We start from the raw sequence: 18,461 nt of genomic DNA, 5'->3' as shown, positions 1-18,461 counted from the left end.
TATCTTTACCAGATAACAATTATTCTTTCCTGTTTACATGATTCAATTAAGCAACGAATATATCCGCGTAAATATTAAAAAAAAGGGCGCAGAGCTTTCTTCAATTTATAACAAGAACATGGCTCATGAATATATTTGGCAAGGAGATCCAAGCTTTTGGCCATGGCATGCCCCTAATCTTTTCCCCATTGTTGGCGGCTTAAAAGATAACCACCTAGCTGTTGATGGCCAAATCTATGAATTAGCCAGACACGGTTTTGCAAGACATACCAACTTTCAAGTTATTGAGTCATCGGGCACACATGCAATCTTTTCATTACGTTATAATCAGGAAACATTACGTGTTTATCCATACCATTTTGAGTTTCAGGTTATTTACCATCTGGAAAACGAATCCCTTAAGTGCATTTACAAAGTCATCAATCTAGAGACGAAGCCGATTTATTTTTCAGTAGGAGCCCATCCCGCCTTCAATGTGCCTTTTTTTTCCTATGAACGTTATAATGATTATTACCTGGAGTTTGAAAAAGATGAGCCCTTGATACGCCATCACCTTTCTGACGCCGGTTATTTTAACGGCGAGGAATCAACGATTTTACTTGACAATAGAAAGCTGCAATTAAATGAAAACCTTTTTGATACCGATGCTCTTGTTTTTAAAACATTGCTAAGTAAACATGTAGCTATTCGAAGTAAAAATCACCCTCACGCGCTGCTCATCAGTTATTCTGATTTTAAATCTTTAGGTATTTGGGCGAAACCGGGTGCACCTTTCGTTTGTATTGAGCCTTGGCTGGGATACGCAGATAGTGAGGCCGGCACTTCCACTATAGAAAAGAAAGAAGGCATCGTATCCTTAGCCCCAGGTCACGTATTTGAAGCTGGTTATTCTATCACAATTCAATAATTTGATCATTTTAAACAGATCTAACATAAGAAAAAAGCCTAAAGTAGGCTTTTAAATTGAAAAAATAATTTTCGAAACTGTAATTGCTTTTGCGGGTTATATCATTAGTATTCCGACAAAGTGCAAAAAAACAAATAACAATGAATAACAGAGTAGAAAGAACCATTGAAAATTTGATCGATTCTTTTATTGACAAACTTCCCTCGCTTTTACTGGCTATAATCACATTGGTTTTAGGTATTTGGCTAATTAAGGTATTAGTTCGTTTTTTACATAAACGGTTTACGAGTGGAAAAATCGATATTTCACTTGCTGAATTCTTGACCAGCATTATACGTGTTTTGCTCTACGTTCTATTGTTCTTGAGTGTTGCTTCCACCTTAGGTATCCAAACGACGTCTTTTGTTACCATGCTAGGTGCTGCGGGATTGGCCGTTGGTCTTGCGCTGCAAGGCAGCTTATCTAATTTTGCAGGAGGTGTTTTAATCCTGCTCTTTAAACCTTTTCGTGTCGGCCATTTTATAACGACCAATAACAATGTCTCAGGAACGGTATTAAAAATAGATATTTTATATACTACGCTAAAAGCAGGAAACGGCACGACTATATATGCGCCAAATGGTCCCTTGGCTAACGCTGTTATTAATAATGTGTCCGACAATCCTACTCGGATGGCGGAATACAAAATAGGCATCTCCTATAATAATAATATTGATACGGCACGAAAAATAATTCTTAATGTATTGGAGAACGATGAACAAATTCTAAAAGATCCGAAGCCAGCTGTATTGGTAGATTCTTTAGGTGACAACGCCGTTGTGCTAGTTATAAGAGGATGGGTTAATAACAAAGAGTTCTGGCCGGTTTATCATGCCAATTATCAGAAAATTAAAGAAGCTCTAGATCAACATAACATAAGTATGCCTTACCCTCAGCGAGACATACATATCATAACTAACAACACGGATAGCAATTCTTAAAAAACAGGGAAAGGAATCTCTTTTCATCTGCCTAATGAAAGCGATGAAACAGTACTTTTAACAATGCCTATCTTTATTTTAACCAATAGGTTAAAATATGCCATATCTTTTTAAAGACAAAAATAAGTGTCCACAAAAAATAATGGTACAAGGTGAAATTATGTTTGACTCTCATATTTGTTAAAATTAAGCGTTCACTCTCACCAAGTTAACGAACTTTTATTAACTTTTCGTTAATAAAACAATAATATTTTATAGCAATGGAGATATCATTCTAGCCGACTTTTCCAGTAGTTTACGCCATTTGGCACGATGTTCCCACCGTTCCACGTCTATTTCTTCTGCATTTAATAAGTCTTCATTGAAAATTTCGCGTAATTCTTCCGCTACTTTTGGATCCAGTATAAGAGACATAACTTCAAAATTAAGATCGAAACTGCGCTGATCCATATTCGCTGTTCCTATAATTGCTAATTTACTGTCAAACACGATCGTCTTAGCATGAATAAATCCTTTTTTATAGCGAAAAATACGTACCCCTGCTTTTAATAAATCATCGTAGTATGAATGTGCTGCCGCATTTACAATTTTAGAATCAGAAATATAAGGTACTAACAGCTTAACGTTGACACCACTTAACGAAGCAATGATGAGCGCATCCATTAAACTTTCACCGGGAATAAAGTAAGGCGTTGTAATAAGAATTTCCTCCTTCGCGGTAGCTATGGCCTTCAACAAGGTGTATAAAATAGAGGGAGAAACCGAGTCTGGTCCGCTTGACACGATCTGAACCAAGCTTCCCCCCTCTTCACTGGATAGCTCGCTGAAAAAACGCGGCTCCGGATGGAGCTTATTTGGGCTACAAAAGTTCCAATCACATAGAAAAATATACTGAAGGTATAAAGAGCCCTGTCCTTTTATGCGAACGTGAGTATCTCTCCAAAAGATTTGCTGCTCTTGTCTTTCATCATTCACATATCGATCAGCTACATTAATTCCGCCAACGAACGATGTATAACCATCTATCACAATGATTTTTCGGTGATTCCTATAGTTTAATCTATTGGCTAATAAAAGAAATGTAATTTTATGAAAGGGGTACACTTCTACTCCTGCAGCAGCCAACTCATCAGAAAAGCTCCCATCAATCGATCGGCTGCCGAAATGATCGTAAATAAAACGGACTTCTACCCCCTCCTTCGCCTTTCTGATAAGTGCATCTTTAATCGTATTGCCGATGGCATCGTTTTCAAACGTATAGTACTCGAGATGTATATGGTCTTTTGCCTGGCTAATTGCCTGTAAAATTGCGTCGAATGTTTGCTCTCCATTAATCAAAATCTTAACCTCATTACTTGTGGTCAGCGGACTCATCATGTCTTTCAAAATCATATGAGCAAGTCCTTTATAGCTCAGACCATAATCGCCCACACTATGTAAGGCATCGAATGACGATTTATAGATTTGTATTTTAAGTCGTTCTTGCAGTTTTTGATCGGAAAGTAGCTTTTTACTATACATGCTCCTATTCCGATAATTTATTCCTATCGAAAAGTAAAGGATGATACCCGCTATTGGAACAAATATCGTTAATAGTAAATACGCCAGTGTTTTTGTACTTGATCGGGTTTCATATATAATCCGCAGACAGACACCAATAACAAGAAGGATATAAGTAATTTCTGCAACAAGGAACCAGTCGATCGAAGGCATAGCATTTATCCCGAATATGGGAATAAACTTAACAAAAATTATTGATACCCTAAAGCATCATTGCCTTGAACACTTCTTGTGCATATTCTCCCCAGTCTTCCATACTCTCTTTTAAGGTGCTTAACAAACCTGCATTATTAACTTTTTTCGCCTTTTTTGCGGGCGCAATAGGACTGGGTTGTATAGAAACATCACTAACTTTAGTGGCAAACCAGGTTGTATTATCGTGCGGTAGCGCAAGACCCAAAATCATACCCGGTAACCCGGTAAAGGATTCCGGTCCGCCCGAAACAGGTATTTGATCCGTATAAAAAGCGACGACATAGATTGAGTCCATTACCAATGCGTTTGCTCGTCTGCAATCATATCCGGCGATCTCCCTGGTTTCATCGGTAATCTTCCATTTAATTTTTCTTACGCTGTCTTCCACGAGAAAGATCTCTTCGTACAGTTTCTTTTCACTGACGGAAATACCATTTTTAAAGTCTGTATAAATAGTTTTTTTCAAATCGATCGTAGGATCATTGCTAAAAAAACTATTAGTTGACGGCATGTTGGTTTCTATCGGTTTATATAAGGACGCGGTTTGCGAAAAGGATAAAGTAGCCTTTACTGAGTTGAACTGTGGCTGTGTCTTTTTGTACTGATCGTAAATTTGTTGCATCCAGCTTGAATTTCTCTTTGTAATGCGTTTTGCTAATTTAGCGTACATATTCACTCTCTTTTCGTATTCTATAGTTCCGCTATTAACAAAACGAACGTTTTGGCCATATACTAAATGACTGATTATTAATAACAGAACAATGGAGGTTGCGAGTTTTATTCCTTTTTTCATTTCCCTTAATAACTTTATAAACACAATATTTACATGTGGGTTAACCTATGGTTTTGCTCCCATTTTGCTAAATTCCCAAGTAACCGAGAACATAAAATAACGACGAATGGTTGTATAACTACTCTGATTAATGGTATTATTAAAAGCATTTCGATTAAAGCCTACGTTCTGGTTCAACAGATCATTTCCGGAAATAGTAAAACGAAGGTTTTCTTCTTTAAAAAACTTTTTGGTGATATAAGCGTTCAGTATAAATCGCTCAAAATTTTCATCGAAAGACTGTGTCGCTTGCGTATAAGTATAACTTCCGTCAGATCCTATTTGAATTTTACCGGGCAAATATATATTGAACCCCGCATCTCCGCTCATGCCCCATCCGTTATTGTTGAACTCAGGCTGCAGCGATGATTCAGAAGTGTTGTAGCTTGGCCCAAAATTCACACTAAAATCATATTTCTTCTCCTTATACTTTGATAAAGATAAGCGGCTTGAATAGTTGTATGACTTCGTCTCATTGAGGTTATCATTGGTTAAATTATAGTACGTATTACCATTCGTACTCAAATCAAGCCCTATCTGCATATCCAATTTCTTTATTTTCTTACTTGCATACATACCACCGTAAAAATTAGAGGTGTTTCGATCTTTTAGGTTAGCGGATTGATAGGTGCTTTTCCCAACGGAATCCGTTACTGTATTACTTACGATAGGGTTTGTGGTAAACGAATAGCTACCGTAAAAATTAACATACTGATTGCTGAGCACCTTGTAGGAATAATAACTCAAATTAAAGCGATTGGTAAAAGAAGGCTTTAGATCCGGATTACCCAATACGATATTGAGCGGATCTGTGTTTACCCTAACAGGTTGTATCTGATTGATTGTAGGCTGTGTATTGTTACCATTATATCCAACGCGTAAGGATTTTTGCTGCGAAAATTTATATTGGTAATTCAACTGTGGATTGAAATTCGTGAAATTTCTTGTAAACAAATCGTCTGTGTACCTATCAAGTTGTTTGAACCGCACGTCACTTACCTTTGCTCCAAAATTCAGGTTGGTTTTCTCCGTCTTATAATTGAAAATGGCCCCAACCTGGTTGGATGTTTGATCCAATTTATAATCATTACTGTATAAACTATCCAATACGTCATAAGCTCCCGTTGCCGATTGATTAAAGGACCGCCTATTAGAATGGCCACTATTAATACTAAGTCCATAATTCAATACCACAGCGAAATTCTTAAAAAGAGGTTCTGAGTAGGTCACATTAGATCGAAAAGAGTTATTTACAATATCGTTAGTTTTGTATTGATTGATGTTAGAAACGCTATCTTCCACGCCGGCATTACTATAAAATACGTTTTTTGCATCTAAAAACCCGTCCGTTTTGTTTGTGTTGGATGATTGATTCAGATTCAGGGAAAAAGACCGCCCCATCTTTTTAAATTTCTTTGTGAACAAAGCACTTGCATTAAAAATCCGATCGTCTGCCTTGTTGGTTAGCCTTCTTTGACTTTGGTTCAATAATCCGCCGGAACCGTTCCTACTTTCGGAAGTATAATTGTTTTCGGTGTCACTGTTTCTCAGGGTTCCATCTACTGAAATACGCAGGTTCGTAGTCGAATCTAATTTAATGTCATATCGTGCATCCAGTTTATGGCGAAACATATGGTTATTAAACGTCTCGTCTGAACGATCATTGATAACTCCCGTGGGTAAGTTGCGTTGCGTCAAATTATTTCGAGTACCGTCCACATCCAATGTACCTATTTTATAGTTGGTATTGATTGATTGTTTATCGCCATCCCACTTGTTATCATAGTGTAAACCACCTGTACGTGCCAAAGGAATGCCTTGTCCATCATATTGCCCGTTGAACGATTCCAAGTCGTCTCCCCCTCCCCCATAAAACATCATGCCGCCATCGTCCGTAAATTCCATGTTATTGGACGTTGTACCGTATCTATTTGCATCCTGCCAACCAAGCCCTACTTTCCCCGTATTCCCGATGGTTCCGTAGGCAGACATTTTTTCTTTCCCTTTAAACTTATTGATCATACCCTGTGCCTGATAAAATTCGTCATTTCCCGCTGCCGCTTCCAATTTACCAAAGTACCCCCTTTTACTGTCTTCCTTTAACTGAATATTGATCGTCTTGGTTTTTTGCCCATCATCAACTCCTGTAAAGGTGGCTTGGTCACTTTGCTTATCATATAGCTGCACCTTATCGACCATATCACTTCGAATGTTTTTTGTAACTAAAGTAGGATCGTCTCCAAAAAATTCCTCGCCATCTACCAGTACCTTATTAACCGTTTGTCCTTGCGCGGTAATCTTACCATCTTTATCCACCTGTATACCCGGAAGTTGCTTTAACAAATCTTCTACTTTAGCATTTGGCTGCAGCTTAAAACTTGCGGCATCATACTCAGTCGTATCGCCCTTAATGGTTATCGGTTGCCGCCCGGTAATAACCACCTCTGCTAAAAGCTGAGATTTTAAAATCATATCGATCGATCCGAAGTTAATTTCATTTAACGAATCGAGTGTGAAATTTTCAACGTAATCAGCGTATTTAGGATAAGTAACAAGCAAAATATATTTACCTTTCTCCAATCCCTCCAATTTAAAATTGCCCATCTGATCAGCTCTTGTAAATTTATAAAGCATGGAATCCCGCGCATGTAAAATACTAATGGTAGTATTGCTAAGTTTTATATTGGAAGCAGTATCTATTACTGTTCCTTTAATTAAAAATCCGTTTTGAGCGTGCGAACTAAAACAAGAGATAAGTAAAAGCAAGATAAAGGTTAATCTTTTCATAAATTTTTAGGCAATCGGCCTCTAAAATATTAAAAATATCTACACTCCAACTAAAAGATCAAAAGTTTTAACATTAATTAACATAATATTAAAGTATGAGGATCAGGCTTCTTTTAGGCAGCATTTTCATCCGGCAAATGCCAGTCTGAATTACTTAGAACATAAACTATTGCGCCGAACCGGGAAGGTTTTTAACGATGCATAATAAAATTCAAGATGACTAATTAACGTAGAAGACATTGTCTTGATTATTCTTATCCGGCACATAAGTATTGCCGAGCGCAACCGACTTAATTTTTTTCTGAGTGTTTAAGAACAAAGACACGGTTCTTCCGCCATCCTTCCATATGCCAATCGATCGATTTATCTTTTCTGTCGACCCATCTGAATAATAGACCGTGAGATAGATAGGCAGTGGTTTATTACTCTTATTTTTAACGGTTATTAGGTATTCATCATTTTCCTGTTTTACGACACGCTGAATGGCTAAATCCAGCATGCCCTCTTCGTAAAACCACCGATTCCAAAACCAATCCAAATTCTCTCCACTTCCTGCATTCATAGCACGAAAAAAATCCAAGGGCTGTGGATGCTTTCCTTGCCATGTTTTGATATAGTGATGTAACGCGTTTCGAAACAATTCCTTTCCCAAATAGCCTTCTAAATAGAGATACCCTAACGCCGGTTTTGGGTAAGAATTTGTAAAGGCTCCACCACCCTTCAAGTCGGTAGTCAACGTCATGATTGGTGTATCGTTCCGATCGCCGGAACTTTTAGCCGTAGCTTGTATTCCATAATCGTCCACATAGCTACTGTCAACATAATTAGAAAGCTTCCATTCTCCTATAGTTGCCCATCCTTCATCCATCCAACCGTACTTTGTTTCATTTGTTCCCATATAGAAGGGAAACATCGTATGGAATATCTCATGATTAGTTAGAGTAATAGCATCTTCTCTCGTTTTTGTAGGATTATCATTAGCCATCATTGGGTATTCCATTTGATCGAGTCCGTCAAAAACAGTCATATGACTATAGGGAAAAGGCCAAGCCGGAAAATGAAAGCTCATCCCTTCCACTGTTTTTGCCGCAAAATCGATTACTTCATTATAATCCTCGTGTATGGGGTTATAAACAGCATCAACCCGTGTTCTCCGGCCAGTAAGTGAATCAACAACTAAACTGACGGATTTCCAAACGTAGTGATTACTCAAAGCAAAAGCGAAATCAGTTACCTGTTTCGCCTCAAACTTAAAAGTATTAAAAGATTTTCTTTTTGTAACCGCATTGGATTTGATGTCCTGTTCATCGATGACATTGACAATCGTGTCGGATATACCTGCATATTCAACCCGATCGTTTATTGGCTTTTGATATATTTTCTTCCCATTCTTTAAATCGCCGGTAGCCCATAAGGCGTAACCATCGGGCACTTCGATTGCTGCTTCAAAATTGCAGAAATCATTATAAAATTCTTCCTCGCCTGTATAAGGATACTTATTCCAACCATCTATATCATCGTATACGGCAACTCTAGGAAAAAAATAGGCAATAAAATAGGCACCATTATCTATTTTTCCTGTGCGCAAGTGCGACCCTTCGTTCAAGGTATATTCATAATCTATTCGAAAATGCGCAGAGCTTTGAGGCAGCACTTCAGCATTCTGTAATTTCATGTTGGTGCCGTCAATAATGACATCATGATTTTCAATCGCGTGTTTATCAACCACAATTTTTTTAAGCGTCAAACCGTCTCCTAAATCTTTCTTTTCGATTTTGGATTTCCTGTTCACACCTTTCTTATAAATATTGGCATATAATTTAAACCATATTTCACGTAAGGTGTCCGGACTGTTATTGCGATAATCTATTTCTGCTGTTCCTATCAATAGGCGGGTTTTTGGTTCAAATTTTACCTTAAGCTTATAGTCTGCTGTATTTTGCCAGTATTTATTGCCAGGTATTCCATTCAAGGTACGCGTGCCTTTCCTCACAGCCTTGGAAAAACTTGAATCGATTCGCAAGATATCTTGAGCAAAACATTCAGCTATTCCAAAAACGAAATATACTAGAATAAGAGTTTTATTGAAGTTCATTTTCATCGAATACTATTTGACACATTTCCTCGGTCAGCGCCCTATGGAAAACGTAAATTAAATCAAACAGGCTGGCCTAGTTACTGATTAATCCCGCTCGTTTTAACAATGCATCAATTGAAGGCTTCCTCCCGCGAAAGTCTTTATAAAGCTGCATTGGATCAACGGTACCGCCTTTACTGAGTAGAACCTTAAACTTTTCAGCGATTTCCCTATTAAAGATACCTTTTTCTCGAAAATATGCGTATGCATCTGCATCAAGAACTTCAGCCCATTTGTAGGAATAATATCCTGCAGAATACCCACCGGGAAATATGTGGGAAAAGGATGGACTCATAGCGGTGCCCTCGACTGCCGGATAAAGTTGCGTTTCGGCTACAATGCGCCGCTCGAATTCTGCTATTGCATCATCTGGCCTTAACTGATTTGTGTGATAGGCTAAATCCAACAAACCGAAACTCAATTGTCGTAAAGTTTGATAAGCTTCCATGAAATTTGCAGACGCAACGATCTTATCAATTTCTACTAAAGGAAGCGGCTCGCCTGTTTTATAGTGTTTTGCAAAACTAGATAAAAATGTTTTATCATAGCAATAGTTTTCCATGAACTGTGAAGGAAGTTCAACAAAATCCCAATATACATTGGTACCGGAAAGACTTTCATATACAGTATCCGCCATTATTCCATGCAAGGCATGACCAAATTCATGAAATAAAGTAGTCACTTCATTAAACGTCAGTAGCGATGGGATATCTTCATAGGGACGCGAAAAATTACAAACGATAGAAATATGAGGTCTTATGTTTTGACCCTCAAACTTTGATTGCCCACGATAACTCGTCATCCACGCCCCCGCACGCTTACCTTCCCTAGGAAACCAATCCACGTAAAGCAATGCCTTATGTTTACCATTCTCCGACACTTCAAAAACGTCCACCTCCTGATGGTATTTCTGAATATCATTCCGCCTGTCAAATGTCAATCCATATAGCCTATTCGCTACATCAAATGCAGCTTTGATTACGCTTTCAAGCGGGAAATATGGTTTTAAAGCTTCTTCAGAAAAATTGTACTTAGCTTCCCTTAATTTTTCCACATAGTATGCGTGATCATATGGCATCAATTCGTCTATATCGTCTGCCGATGCAATATGCCTTAACTGATCAATTTCCTTTTGCGCAAAAGGTTTAGCCTTGATCAACAAATTATGGAGAAAATCCTCAACTTGTTTGGGTTCGGCCGCCATTCTTTCTTCCAAAATAAAGTGAGCATGTGTTTCATAACCCAGTAGCTCGGCGCGTTCTTGTCTCAAAGCAACTATTTTTCTAACACATTCTTCATTATCGTATTCGTTTTTGTTGAAAGCCTTTTTAGAAGAAGCTAAATAAAGTTCCTTTCTTAAATTCCGTTTTTTTGCATACTTCATAAATGGCATCATGCTTGGAAACTGCAAGGTAAAGATCCAGCCTTCCACTCCTCTTTTCTCTGCCTCTTCCTTTGCTACACTTTTTACAGACTCCGGAAGTCCGTCCATATCCTGCTCGCTTGTAATATGCAAAGTGTAGGCATTCGTTTCATGCAAAACGTTTTGTGAGAATTTAACTTTCAATGTTGAAAGCTCTTTATCAATATACCGTAGCCTTTCTTTTTGGACAGCGTCAAGTAATGCACCATTTCTTGTAAAACTTTTATAAGTCTTATCTAACAGTCTATATTCTTCTTCAGACAAACTTGATTTAGGTGTATCGTTAAATACTTTCTTTATCCTTTGAAAAAGACTTTCATTAAGGGTTATATCGTTTCCGTATGCTGCAAGTAAAGGGGAAAGTTCCTGCGCTAAATTTTGAAGGTAGTCATTGGTTTCAGCAGAATTGATATTAAAAAAACCTTCAGCGATAACATGCAATGGTTTCCCTGCTTTTTCAAGTGCTATTATAGTATTCTCAAACGTCGGATCGGCTGGATTGTCAACTATTTGTGCGATCTCCTGCTTCGCCTGTGCTATACCGTCTAAAATTGCAGGCTTAAAATCTTCTTGATTTATATTTTCAAATGGAAAACTATTAAAGGGGGTATTGAATGGCTTCAAAAGTGGATTATGCATAATATTGGAAATAAATTCCAAACTTAGACAAAATGCTCGTCATTCGCGAACGCTGTAGAAAAAAAGAGAAAGTAATTGCTTTTATATGCAATCTGTGAATACCTATAAAAGCAATTGGCCTTCGTCAAATTTACAACTCATACTCCATATGTTCGCAATATATACCTTCTGTTCTCAATAAATTTTCAATCATTTCGGGACGGACATTTAACGATACCACCCGTAGGACTCGATCACAATCGTCTAAATCAAAACTCCACTGTTTGATTAACTTAATGGATTTAAACAAGGCAGCTACTTGCTGTACATGTTTTTGAGCATTAACACTCGTTTTAAAAATTAACACTTGGTTCATGATACTTCCTTAATTTTTGTTGATTTCCATTCTATTTTTCCTCTTGAAAGCTCCTCCAATCACACCACCGCTCGCGCATGTAGGTTCTCATTTTTTCTGTATCCATTTCACTCGTTTTTTCAAATTTATCGCGCATTGACCGTTTGCTCCAAGGTGCACCTCCTCTTCGCCCTCCTTTGCCAAAGCCAAAAAGAACCTTGGAAAGAACAAATAATGCCATTGCCTGCCAAAGATTTATGCTATGTATATTAAAGATTGCTGCAATACTGAAATTCCATAATAGCATAACGATATAACTTACCAAGAATAGGAAAGTAACCGCTAGTATAGGTATGGCAATAAATCTAAATTTACTTCTGAATATCCGTTTCATCACTTTATGTTTTTATCAATTTTACCGATTCATTTATTTATCCAACTCTTTATAAAAGACAAGTAAGCGTTTCCTTAAATGTAGCACAGCATAACGCTTCCTAGAAATCAATGTATTCACGGACTCTCCGGTACGTTCCGCAATTTCCGCAAAAGGGATATGGTCTAACTCATGCCATACAAAAACATCACGTTGTGCTGCAGGCAATTCTTCCAGTGAGCTGAATAACGTTTTCCACATCAACCGATCTTGATAAGTTTTTTCCGGACTGTCGTTAACACCTAAAAGTAACTCACTAAATGATACAGATTGTTCATTGTCATCTTCCATGGTATCATCGTAAGAAGTTTCTGTCTTCTTTCTGTATTTATCGATAATACGGTTTCTTGCCACTCGGTAAAGCCACCCACCTACCTGTTCTACCGGCTCCGAATTAATGACTGCTGTTAGCTGAAACCACACATCTTGCAAAATATCCTCTGCATCTGCATCACTTTTGACACGCTTCCTAATAAAGCTTAGCAACCCCTTCCCATAAGATGTTATGGTGGTTAAGATTTTGCTCTGCTTATCTTCTGACATGCCTTTTGCTATTGATAACTGATCCATCTCTTTAACTTATCTGTATAGACGAGTGGGTCAATGAAATATTTCAATTTTTTTTTAAATTTTTCGCCTTCGTTCCAAGGCCCTCAAAAACAATATCCGCAGGTAGTTCCTGTGAAGAGCATGTGAAGCAAATTCTTGAAAAATTGATAATAGAGAATAGGAAACCGGTAAAAAAATAAGCAACTTAAAACTATCGTGGGAGTGATTATCGCTACTTACTATAACCCTTTGTGCGCATTTTTAGCGTAAACACCTTATCACTAGCGGTAATAAAAAGAATATTTCCATCACGGCCTCCGAAACATACGTTCGCGGTCCATTTTGCCGGCACTGAGATATGTGCAATCTCCTTCCCCTGCTTATCATAGACGGTGACTCCTTTACCTGTTAAATAAAGGTTTCCTTGAGTATCAATTGTCATTCCATCAGAGCCCTTATGAATAAAGAGCCGCTTTTTTGCGAGCTTCCCATTCTTTTTTAAGGTATAACGATAGGTTTTATCGTCTCCGATATCTGCTACGTATAAATAATGGCCATCAGGCGTTCCAACAATTCCGTTGGGTCTTTTGAATCGATCGTCCAATCGAACCAAGTGCCCGCCTTTTTTGTACAAATACAATGCTTGCACTTTTAAATCAGGGGCCTTTCTCTTCCAATAATCTCTCTGGTAATAAGGATCCGTAAAGTAAATGAAGCCGTTAGGTGCTACCCAAACGTCATTTGGACCATTGAGAAGTGTATCTTGATAATGCCTCACTAACTTCTCAACCACGCCATTCTCAATTCGCCAAAGCTGGTTCTGTTCATCAGCACAAGCAATCAGCGCCCCTTCCTTGTCGAAATACAACCCATTTGCCCTTCCTGCATTCTCCATAAAAATGCTGAGTTTTCCCTGTAAGTCATATTTCCAGATACGATTATTAGGTTGGTCAGTAAAATATACATTACCATCACGATCAGCAGCGGGCCCTTCAGTAAAAGCAAAACCATCTCCCACGAGTTGTAACTGCTCACCAGCAAGGACTATTTCGCTACTATCAGCTACCGGTGTTGCGGAGCCATTCACTTCCTGATTATAAAGAAATAAACAACAGACAATCAAAACAAAACGGGTACAATTATTAATTGGTTTCATAATCTATAGAAAATGGTCGCCAGGTGGGAATGGATCAGTTTAAACGATTGACAATCTCTTCTGTCCTACGATTGACTTCCTTAAGCAGCAAGGGAAATGCGGGAAAAGTCATATTATGTCCATATCCGCCTAGTTCAATAAGGGACGTCGCATTATGCCCTGCTAACTTCATCATACGCGCCATGTAGGCATTTTCTTCGTATCTTCCCAAAAGCTCTAAATCCCTGTCCCCAGTTATGAGTAATAGTGGCGGCGCATCGGCTCGTACATAAAACAAAGGAGCAAATTCGTCAACCACTGCCTGTACATCACGGATTCCTCTTTCTTTCCTTATCGTGAAATGAGTAATGGTATGACCACTAAATGGTATCACACCGGCAACTTGATTGGCATCGATATTATATTTTTTTAAGTAAGCTTTATTAAGGGTCAGCATCATTCCGAGATACCCTCCCGCCGAATGTCCGGACACGAAAATTAGTTTTTCATTCCCCCCAAACTCTTTGATATGCTTAAATACCCAAGCTGTTGCTGCTGAGGCGTCCTCAATCACGTCACTTCCTTTAACTTTCGGAGAAAGCCTATAACTGACACCAACAACAGCAATTCCTTGATTTTTTAGCGCTTCCGGCACTTCCTTCTCGCCTCCTGTCAAACCACCTCCATGAAACCAGATAACGGTAGCAAAGTCGCTTTTATTTTCGGGATAATAAATATCCAGCGTGCATCGCTCCTTCTTGTAGCTATCCAATCGGGAGCCCTCCTCGTAATAAGACACGTTAGCTTTCGTATTATATTGAACGACTTGCGCATTCGCAGATAATTTTAGTAGAATTAGATATAAAACAAAAAAACAACGCTTCATTTTGTATTTGCTTAAGGGAAAACCATTATTGAGTAAAGTCTAAAATTACACTATTTTTTAAAAATAGCGATAATGATTCGTTTTATTCCCTAAGTACCTAAAATTGTCGTATTTATTCTATTCTGTGAGGCCGTTACAATTTATTTTTACATGCACATCAATAAACATTAAAATATAGATTATGAATCAGTTATTAACTTTATGCGCACTCTTAGCAACAGCGATCATGTCTGGGCTTTTTTTTACTTGGAGTAACGCCATCATGCCGGGTTTGAGGAGGTTACCAGCTTTTGAGTCATTGTTGGCATTGCAATCGTTCAATCGGGTCATACTTAATCCTTGGTTTATTATCGTTTTTCTGGCTCCCTTACTATTGTTACCGCTAAAGGTCTTTTTTGCTTATCGACAAGAATCTCAGCTTAAAATCTATCTGCTTGTTTTCGCTACATTGATATATGTGTTAGGTGTCTTTATTATCACAATGAGCGTAAATGTCCCCATGAACGAAGGGTTAAATAAGCTTCATTTACAACAGACAAACCAGCAAGAATTAATGAATCAAAAAGAAATTTTTCAAACAACCTGGGTGCGCTTTAATTTCGTACGTGCGGTTAGTGCGTCTTTAAGCTTCCTCCTTCTTTCGATAGCTTGCGTTGATAAAGAATAACGCACTAAAATAAATCACCTTGTTTTGGATAAGACTTATTTCCTATGAAACGAATCGTATTAACTGGTTTATATGGGCTATAAGCCGTCGTCCTCTTTAGTAATAACATTTGGGATGCTATGAAAGCTGCTTGATATGAAGGAATCTTCCAACTTCGACTGATTTCCAGACACTGTAGTTGTAAAAGCCCCCTTGCAATCGTTACATGTGCGTTGCGAGTAAAATGATAGCGATTCTTACCTGCACGTAATAGTGGTAGCAGCGAAGACCGTTGATTGTATACGATATCCAAAATAGCGCTTCCCGTTGCCACGTCAATGTAAAAGACCCGTTCGAAAAATCTAAAGCCGTTTAAAATTACTTGAAATGGGCTAACATAACAAGCTAATTGGATCAGCTTATTTATAATAGCTCCTTCATAGTTTTCAAACTGCATAAACTTCAATAGTGTAAGGTGAGGATATGTGATTAAGGCGTTTGGAAAATCATATGTATCCTTAAAGACATTCTTAAAATACATAACGTGTTGTTGTACCTCCTTGGGCAACGGCAACACGAGCAAATATTCGAGCTCTCTATGTTTAATAGAAACCATAAACGACAAAACACTAAATATATTAGCAAATATAACAATTATATAGGTTTTTCTCTTATGTTGATTACTTACCATAGGCTGCCTCCAACTCAGCGATGTTGATTTTTTTCATTTGAAACATCGCTTTTAAAACACGATTAACCTTAACGACATCCGGATCCAAAATCATTTCGTTTAGCACAAGCGAAGCAACTTGCCATGATACACCAAATTTATCTTTAAGCCACCCGCATACTTGTGCTTTTTCGTCACCGCCCTCGCAAAGACGTTTCCAATAATAATCAACTTCGTTCTGATCTTCACAATTCACAATGAGCGATATCGCTTCGTTGAATATTGGCCCAGCATTTAATGCCAAAAACTCTTGGCCATCAAGGATAAATTCAATGGTCATCATGGACCCTGCCGGTTTTCGGTGATGCTCAAAGCCCTCTTCGGTATAACGAGCGATACCTTCAATTTTACTATTCTTGAATATCGAGGTATAAAAGCGAACCGCCTCTTCTGCTTCTTTTTCGAACACAAGTTTGTCGTAATTCTTTGTGATATAACGTCTCTTTTCATTGTATTTTTATCATTATTTGTTAAAATTAGTCTTCACACCAGCCAAATGATTCTTCTATAGTTAATTGAAAAAAAAGCTAAACCATCTCCGCTGCAATTTGCAGTAAACTCTATCACAAAATTGTAACGATACGAATCTACATGATCAATAAAAAAAAACAGCAGTCGCTCTATGAGAAATTTATAAGGAAAATGCGACAAACGCCTATCCGTATTCGCTTTCTTTTATCACAGAACAAACAATTTAAAAAAACAAAGCATACGATTTTTGATGTCTCTACCACAACAATGCATCAATCTTAGTCCTTCGAATTGTATAATTTATTTAAATTATATAAGTTTGTAAAAACCAATCACTAACATTACATGAAAGCTCAAGTTCAAGAAAAACAAGTAATCGAATACTTGAAAGAAATGCGGGAAGCGCTTTTACAGGAAATAAAAAGCATCGACAAAACTATTGAGGGCATTACGGGCAATAAAAGCAATAGCCTTGCCAGTCTGATCCCTTCCTCTGCCGGTTATACCCTTGAAAGTAAAGCCAATAAAAAGGTTCTCAAACCGGTAGAAAATTTTGATCCCCATTCCAAACTAGACTATAAAATCAGCTATGCATTGACAAATGTAGGACAAGGATTCAAAGAGGATATTTTGGATGTTCTACAACAGGCACAACCCGAATTGGATCCATATAAACTGGAAAAAGTAGTTGCGGTAAGGCTGTCCTATCTTCTTAAAAATGGCTTTATTGAAGGTAGAAAAATAGGTCGGAGATTTGAATATACCCTAATAGGTGCTTAACGATAACTCCCCATATTTATGGGGAGCCTATTAAAGAACAAGTTGTGGACCGTGCTTGTCCTATATTTTGACGTCCTCAAAATTTGCTAATAGATCTAAATGATATCCATTACTTCTAGTCAAGCATGGCCGCAAGCAAAGGCTTTACATCTTTAATTTCTTCATCTATTCTTTTTAAATGTTCAAGAAGAAAATCTTCATCAAAACTCGCTTGGTTTTCTAGCAATAATGCATATTCACTAAGCAGCGGCAAGCGAGCGTTGAGTGCGGTTCCTCGAAGTTCATGTGCAAGTTTTTGTATTTGCTCTTGATTTCCTTCAGTTATTAAGTTTCTAAACCTCGGCAAGAAGGTGTCCAGACTATTTAGCACATAAGTTAAAACTTCATTGATCAATTGTCTGTCATTAGCTAAAGATCGTTTAAGTTCCTCATAATTAAAATGCCGTTTATCGTGTAATATGTCGCCTTCTATTGTAGCCTCCAAGTTACCCGAGCTTTCTTCTATATTTTTCCCATCTACAATAACCGGCGATAGCAGTGTCAACAGAGCTTCTGCAGTAAACGGCTTGATGATATAATCATCAATCGCCTCCTGACTATGAGTCCCATCATCGACATTGAGTGAATTCCCTGTCAATGCAATTATCCGAGGTTTGTCCCCGTTTGTTTCGGCTAATTGCTTAATTGTTACGGCAGCCTCATTTCCTCCCATAATCGGCATATTTAAATCAAGCAGCACTAAATTCGGCCTATACGCTTCATATATTTCAACAGCTTCTCTACCATTTTTGGCTTCCAAAATCAGCATACCTTTAAAGTGCTGTTCGAAGAGAGACCGAAGATAAAACCGATTGACCTCATTGTCCTCGGCAAATAAGATTCTAAGCTCGCTCGTTTTGTTTTCTTCCATTAGAAATTCTCTTTAAGTGGCAATAAAATTCAGCTGGTCATCCACGTGAGAGGTGAATTATTTCACACCTCTCTTCAATCCACAGCTGTTCATACTTTTCATGACCTTATAACGCACATAAAACTGA

At 37.9% G+C, this 18,461-nt stretch carries 17 protein-coding genes; 4 read left to right on the top strand and 13 right to left on the bottom strand.

Annotated elements, in window-relative coordinates; genetic code table 11:
- Positions 1 to 37 precede the first annotated feature (37 nt).
- Together M1D52_RS11485 and M1D52_RS11480 are read left to right on the top strand one after the other, a co-directional pair.
- Entirely contained in the window at positions 38 to 907 is an 870-nt protein-coding gene (locus M1D52_RS11485; protein WP_377608697.1) for an aldose 1-epimerase family protein, read from the top strand.
- A 140-nt stretch (positions 908 to 1,047) separates the two neighbouring features.
- Positions 1,048 to 1,887, top strand: a complete 840-nt coding sequence (locus M1D52_RS11480; RefSeq protein ID WP_013667278.1) for a mechanosensitive ion channel family protein — start codon at positions 1,048 to 1,050, stop codon at positions 1,885 to 1,887.
- 252 nt (positions 1,888 to 2,139) lie between these two features.
- Here M1D52_RS11480 and cls read toward each other — a convergent pair whose 3' ends face one another.
- From cls to M1D52_RS11430, 10 genes are all read right to left on the bottom strand, one after another.
- Entirely contained in the window at positions 2,140 to 3,600 is a 1,461-nt protein-coding gene (gene cls, locus M1D52_RS11475; protein WP_437392628.1) for a cardiolipin synthase, read from the bottom strand.
- A gap of 49 nt (positions 3,601 to 3,649) precedes the next feature.
- Positions 3,650 to 4,435, bottom strand: coding sequence for a GLPGLI family protein (locus tag M1D52_RS11470; RefSeq protein WP_013667280.1), 786 nt, complete (start codon positions 4,433 to 4,435; stop codon positions 3,650 to 3,652).
- A gap of 45 nt (positions 4,436 to 4,480) precedes the next feature.
- A complete protein-coding gene (locus M1D52_RS11465; protein WP_437392627.1) occupies positions 4,481 to 7,261 on the bottom strand; it encodes an outer membrane beta-barrel family protein in 2,781 nt (926 codons plus the stop codon).
- A gap of 220 nt (positions 7,262 to 7,481) precedes the next feature.
- Positions 7,482 to 9,362: a M1 family metallopeptidase gene (locus tag M1D52_RS11460; protein ID WP_437392626.1), complete on the bottom strand. Its 1,881-nt coding sequence runs from the start codon at positions 9,360 to 9,362 to the stop codon at positions 7,482 to 7,484.
- 70 nt (positions 9,363 to 9,432) lie between these two features.
- Positions 9,433 to 11,460, bottom strand: a complete 2,028-nt coding sequence (locus M1D52_RS11455) for a M3 family metallopeptidase (protein WP_377608690.1) — start codon at positions 11,458 to 11,460, stop codon at positions 9,433 to 9,435.
- Between the two features lie 130 nt (positions 11,461 to 11,590).
- The gene (locus tag M1D52_RS11450; protein WP_013667284.1) at positions 11,591 to 11,815 is read right to left on the bottom strand and encodes a hypothetical protein; all 225 of its coding nucleotides are present in this window, start codon (positions 11,813 to 11,815) and stop codon (positions 11,591 to 11,593) included.
- 31 nt (positions 11,816 to 11,846) lie between these two features.
- Complete coding sequence (locus M1D52_RS11445) at positions 11,847 to 12,188, bottom strand: hypothetical protein (protein WP_013667285.1); 342 nt, start codon at positions 12,186 to 12,188, stop codon at positions 11,847 to 11,849.
- A 33-nt stretch (positions 12,189 to 12,221) separates the two neighbouring features.
- Positions 12,222 to 12,797: an RNA polymerase sigma factor gene (locus M1D52_RS11440; RefSeq protein ID WP_013667286.1), complete on the bottom strand. Its 576-nt coding sequence runs from the start codon at positions 12,795 to 12,797 to the stop codon at positions 12,222 to 12,224.
- A 211-nt stretch (positions 12,798 to 13,008) separates the two neighbouring features.
- A complete protein-coding gene (locus M1D52_RS11435; RefSeq protein WP_437392625.1) occupies positions 13,009 to 13,932 on the bottom strand; it encodes an SMP-30/gluconolactonase/LRE family protein in 924 nt (307 codons plus the stop codon).
- 34 nt (positions 13,933 to 13,966) lie between these two features.
- Positions 13,967 to 14,797: an alpha/beta hydrolase gene (locus M1D52_RS11430; protein ID WP_013667288.1), complete on the bottom strand. Its 831-nt coding sequence runs from the start codon at positions 14,795 to 14,797 to the stop codon at positions 13,967 to 13,969.
- 181 nt (positions 14,798 to 14,978) lie between these two features.
- Here M1D52_RS11430 and M1D52_RS11425 point away from each other — a divergent pair, with 181 nt between their 5' ends.
- Complete coding sequence (locus tag M1D52_RS11425; protein ID WP_130855745.1) at positions 14,979 to 15,464, top strand: anthrone oxygenase family protein; 486 nt, start codon at positions 14,979 to 14,981, stop codon at positions 15,462 to 15,464.
- A gap of 4 nt (positions 15,465 to 15,468) precedes the next feature.
- On the opposite strand, the gene M1D52_RS11420 is transcribed toward M1D52_RS11425, so the two are convergent.
- Positions 15,469 to 15,984, bottom strand: a complete 516-nt coding sequence (locus M1D52_RS11420) for a 2'-5' RNA ligase family protein (RefSeq protein WP_437392623.1) — start codon at positions 15,982 to 15,984, stop codon at positions 15,469 to 15,471.
- Between the two features lie 139 nt (positions 15,985 to 16,123).
- Positions 16,124 to 16,606: a VOC family protein gene (locus M1D52_RS11415; RefSeq protein WP_437393127.1), complete on the bottom strand. Its 483-nt coding sequence runs from the start codon at positions 16,604 to 16,606 to the stop codon at positions 16,124 to 16,126.
- A 383-nt stretch (positions 16,607 to 16,989) separates the two neighbouring features.
- On the opposite strand from M1D52_RS11415, the gene M1D52_RS11410 reads away from it, so the two are divergent.
- Positions 16,990 to 17,424 carry a soluble adenylyl cyclase-like protein gene (locus tag M1D52_RS11410; RefSeq protein WP_130855743.1) on the top strand — a complete coding sequence of 145 codons (435 nt, stop codon included), beginning with the start codon at positions 16,990 to 16,992 and terminating at the stop codon, positions 17,422 to 17,424.
- Between the two features lie 115 nt (positions 17,425 to 17,539).
- On the opposite strand, the gene M1D52_RS11405 is transcribed toward M1D52_RS11410, so the two are convergent.
- Positions 17,540 to 18,334: a response regulator gene (locus M1D52_RS11405; protein ID WP_437365816.1), complete on the bottom strand. Its 795-nt coding sequence runs from the start codon at positions 18,332 to 18,334 to the stop codon at positions 17,540 to 17,542.
- Positions 18,335 to 18,461: the final 127 nt, after the last annotated feature.

Source organism: Olivibacter sp. SA151 (assembly GCF_054130995.1).
The sequence above is the reverse complement of the archived record's forward strand: the minus strand, read 5'-3'. Positions and strand labels throughout refer to the sequence as shown.